Here is a 3,999-nt window from a genome sequence, read left to right on the forward strand (position 1 = left end):
CTTGGACAAAAAACGCGTGACCTGGTCGTGGCTCACTGCACCATCTACCATCGCCGACAAGCCCGTACAAATCGAGTTTTTTGTTCTTCATGGCGACAGGTTATCGTATGCACTGCGTAACATCAGTAAGGTAACCAGAAATGACTGAACACCCTATAACTTCATGGCTACGCTGCCTTGAAAACACGTGGCAAGCCTCGCAAAACCTCTACACCGGCATGGCATCGGCGTTTCAGCCTTCTGCGGCAGATTGGAAAAGTGGGCTGCAAGCCTATTTGGACAGTGGGCAACGCGTAAGCGATTGGCAGCAGACACAGCAGCAAACCACTTGGTCGACGTTCTGTACACGCGGAGACATGCCGGCGCTGATCAACTACTACCAACAGCATAGCGAGACCGAGCAACAGCTACGCCAGGAGATATTGAACTGGCAAATGCAAATACCCGCGCTGCTGAATCAACAGTTGTACGGGTTCTTGCACAACTGCATGGATGTACGCAGTAGCGGCGACGGCATGCTGGCGCTCTCAGCCCTGCACGAGTCAGCGACTCAACAGTGGAAGGCGCATTACGAAAATCTGCAGCAACTATTGAGCAACGTATCACCGGCCTATCTCGCTGGCGTACAGCAATACCTGCAATTTGCCGATACCCCACCCTCTTCTGTCACCACGCATTAAACAGCGCCAGTAAAAGCGACTTCCGCCTAAGCAGTATCGGAAGTCGCCTCCCCTGCATTACCTGCCCCATTGCCTGATAAAACAGCCTGATCTGCCTATCGGCCAGGGAGCTGCTCAGAACCCGCCCAAGGGTTCACAAGCCAGAGCAAGGCAAGTCGAAAACGACTGCGGAAGCAGCATTCCTAGCGCATTTCCAATACCGTATGAACAACGCGCAACAGCACATTGACAGGCCCGCAGAACTTTCCTCCATAGCGCCAAGTCTTCCGTAAACAAAGCCCGCTAGGCGTATTGCTTCGTTCACATTTCTCGACTTCATCCGTTCTTACCAGAAACCGCCATACCCGTGGTCTGGCGTCTCCCTATCAGCCCAAAGGAGTGGATATGCAAATCAATGCCCAAGGTATCAATCTCATCAAGCAGTTCGAAGGCCTGCGCCTGAGCGCCTATCAAGACTCGGTTGGAATATGGACCATAGGCTATGGCCACACGGGTGACGAAGTGCATGCCGGCATGGTGATCACAGCAGCGCAGGCCGCACAACTACTGCTGCAAGATCTGTCGCATTTTGAAACCGGGGTCAGCGAGTTGGTTTCGGTACCGCTGAACAGCAACCAGTTCTCGGCGCTGGTCAGCTTCAGCTACAACGTGGGTCTTGAAGATCTTGGCGCGTCCACATTGCTGCGGCTGTTGAACGAACAGAACTATGTTGGGGCCGCGCAGCAATTCCCATGTTGGGACCACGCCGGAAACCAAGTGTTACCCGGACTGCTACGCCGGCGCATGGCGGAACAAGCTTTGTTTCTGCAAGCCGTCTGAAACCCGTACCGTCAGCCTTCACAACATCCATTCAGCAGCGTTCCTAGAACAGACTTGCCGGGCGTGCCGCCAGGCAAGGCGTTTAACGCGGCGATATACCGCATAGCCAGGAGGGAACCAACATGAACGACGAACTGAATACCCTGCACCATACTGTTTCCAACCTGCTGAGCGATGTTCTGCATAGCTGGGGCGATGCGGTGACACAAACCACTGCGGGCGCTGACGGCAACAAGTTTCTTCGTGCGGTACAGGCGCTGCAGACAATACACAACGTGCTGACGCCATTGGTTGCAGATCCAACAGCCAGTACCACTACCCCGCCTGAAGGAGCTGGCCATGGCGGCTGACACCCTGAATCTGGGCTTGCGCCAAATCGCCGAAGATTACCTGGCCCGATCATTGAGCCCTGATGAAGAGCAGCAGTTGCTTAGTTTGCAACAAAACATACAAAGCCAAGCGCCCGCTGCGCCCAGTCAAGCTCAGCTCGCCCGGCAACAGGTGCAACGGACCATTGCGCAGGGACAAATCCACGCCAACTCCACCATGCGCGAAATTCTGGAATCCATCCAGGCCAGTTCCAGCAAGGCCCTGCAAGTTCAGGAAACCGAAGAACAGGCCATTCTCAAACTGCTGGAAAGTAGCCAGAGCTTGGCCGAGCTACGGCCATCCAGCCTGCAACCTGCCATGGCGGGGTTGCAGGCTTCCAGCCAACTGGCGTTAACACAGATAGCCGACCATTTGTCTAACTTGGCGAAAAAAGAAGTCGAAAACTGTTTCAATCAGTACTTCGGGCCCCTTACACAACAGTTGCAGGCCGTTGTGACCCAGCTGCAAAACGAGCAAATTAAAGCAGCGGACACATCCAGTGCCACTCAAGCATCGGCACCAGCTCCGTCAGAAGTACTTCACAACTCGCCAACCACGACGTCCATGCAGTAGCACGACAACAAGTCGGGACTAACCGCCAGATATCACCCAGGCGACACGCCGGCAGCGTGCCTTACCTTTTAACGTGAATGTAAGGAGTTACCAAATGGCTTTTCCAACTTCAGTTAACGACCAAATCACCGATGCCGTTACACAAAGCAATGTAAAGGTCCTCGGTGAAGCACCAGCAATGGCGATGGGTTCCATGTTCCAGACCATGGCCCACTCCACCGGTATCCTGTTTGAAAATGCCGTATCGGCCCAGCAGCAACAAAACACCCTGGCCCAAGCCGCCTCCAACATGGGTGTAATGCAGATCTACAGCGTAGACACCATGGCCGATGCAGCCGGTACAGAGAAGGTGTCGCAAGCCGGTGTTGCCGACAACCTGACCAGCCTGCTAACCGTATTGCAGTCTTTCCGCCGTTAAGTTTTCAGGCTCGACAAGGAGCTAGACAATGGCATCCCCTACAGCAATCAACAGCCAGATCACCGATGCGGTAACCCAAACCAACGTCAAGATACTGGCTGAATCGCCGGCCATGGCGATGGGGTCGATGTTTCAGACCATGGCCCACTCTACCGGTATTCTGTTCGAAAACAGCATCTCGGCGCAGCAGCAGCAAAACACCTTGTCCCAGGCTGGTTCCAACATGGGCGTCATGCAAATCTATAGCGTGGACACTATGGCAGATGCCGCAGCCACCGAGAAAGTCTCGCAAGGCGGTGTCGCGGATAACCTGACCAGCATGATGGCTGTACTTAAAAGCTTCCAGAAACCGTAACTAAAGACTTGTTCGAAGTCTGTAGCGAGTGGTCCTTAGCTGGAGAAATGTCGTGCGAGAGCGGAATCGTGCGTACTACCCCACTGGCGGCCACTCGCGGCAGATCGCTAACACCTCATCTTTTGGAACAGGAGAAAATCAATGGCTTTCCCAACCGCTGTAAACAACCAAATCACCGACGCCGTCACCCAGTCCAACGTCAAGGTGCTGGGCGAAGCGCCAGCCATGGCGATGGGTTCGATCTACCAGACCATGGCGCACTCCACGGGCATTCTGTTTGAGAATGCGGTATCGGCCCAACAGCAACAAAATACGCTGGCGCAGGCTGCATCCAACCAAGGCGTCATGCAGATCTACAGCATGAACACCATGGCAGGCGCTGCGGCAACCGAGAAAGTGGCGCAAGGCGGTGTTGCCGATAACCTGACCAGCCTGTTGACGGTACTGCAGTCGTTTGGCAACCGTACAGGTATGTAATTACACAGTTGATCTTGCTTACTTCGCTACACTTTGCCCCGGTCTCCCGGGGCATTTTTATGCGCTTTCATCTGACAGTTTGTCCAATGTCTGCAACAGACTTTCACCCTTAGAACCTGTCTAAAGTCTGCTGCGCGTCAGCAATACGGCGTTGAAAACATCCTCGGAATGCTCATTTACCAACTGATGTTACGCAGTGCATACGATAACCTGTCGCCATGAAGAACAAAGAACTCGATTTGTACACCGACTATTTGCTGAGCACGTTTGGTGCGGCGACAGCAACGGGCTTGTCGGCGATGGTAGGT

Annotated in this window: 7 protein-coding genes; all 7 read left to right on the forward strand. The window is 54.0% G+C overall.

The features are described from left to right. The first annotated feature begins 140 nt into the window (after window positions 1-140). The 7 genes from CSQ89_RS20285 to CSQ89_RS20315 all read left to right on the forward strand — a co-directional run bounded on the left by CSQ89_RS20285 (window position 141) and on the right by CSQ89_RS20315 (window position 3,691). The gene (locus CSQ89_RS20285) at window positions 141-680 is read left to right on the forward strand and encodes a hypothetical protein (RefSeq protein WP_099407822.1); all 540 of its coding nucleotides are present in this window, start codon (window positions 141-143) and stop codon (window positions 678-680) included. 384 nt (window positions 681-1,064) lie between these two features. After that, window positions 1,065-1,499 (forward strand): lysozyme, encoded by a 435-nt coding sequence (locus CSQ89_RS20290; RefSeq protein ID WP_099407823.1) that lies wholly within the window; start codon window positions 1,065-1,067, stop codon window positions 1,497-1,499. A gap of 122 nt (window positions 1,500-1,621) precedes the next feature. Beyond that, window positions 1,622-1,849, forward strand: a complete 228-nt coding sequence (locus tag CSQ89_RS20295; protein ID WP_099407824.1) for a hypothetical protein — start codon at window positions 1,622-1,624, stop codon at window positions 1,847-1,849. Continuing rightward, window positions 1,839-2,441 carry a hypothetical protein gene (locus CSQ89_RS20300; protein WP_099407825.1) on the forward strand — a complete coding sequence of 201 codons (603 nt, stop codon included), beginning with the start codon at window positions 1,839-1,841 and terminating at the stop codon, window positions 2,439-2,441. Before CSQ89_RS20295 ends, CSQ89_RS20300 begins: the two co-directional genes overlap by 11 nt. Window positions 2,442-2,535: 94 nt before the next feature. Further along, the gene (locus CSQ89_RS20305; protein WP_099407826.1) at window positions 2,536-2,859 is read left to right on the forward strand and encodes a RebB family R body protein; all 324 of its coding nucleotides are present in this window, start codon (window positions 2,536-2,538) and stop codon (window positions 2,857-2,859) included. 28 nt (window positions 2,860-2,887) lie between these two features. Then, window positions 2,888-3,214: a RebB family R body protein gene (locus CSQ89_RS20310; protein ID WP_099407827.1), complete on the forward strand. Its 327-nt coding sequence runs from the start codon at window positions 2,888-2,890 to the stop codon at window positions 3,212-3,214. Between the two features lie 141 nt (window positions 3,215-3,355). After that, on the forward strand, window positions 3,356-3,691 hold the full coding sequence (locus CSQ89_RS20315; RefSeq protein WP_099407828.1) for a RebB family R body protein: 336 nt from the start codon (window positions 3,356-3,358) through the stop codon (window positions 3,689-3,691). Window positions 3,692-3,999: the final 308 nt, after the last annotated feature.

It is taken from the genome of Chitinimonas sp. BJB300, from assembly GCF_002735695.1.
Lineage (GTDB): Bacteria > Pseudomonadota > Gammaproteobacteria > Burkholderiales > Chitinimonadaceae > Chitinimonas.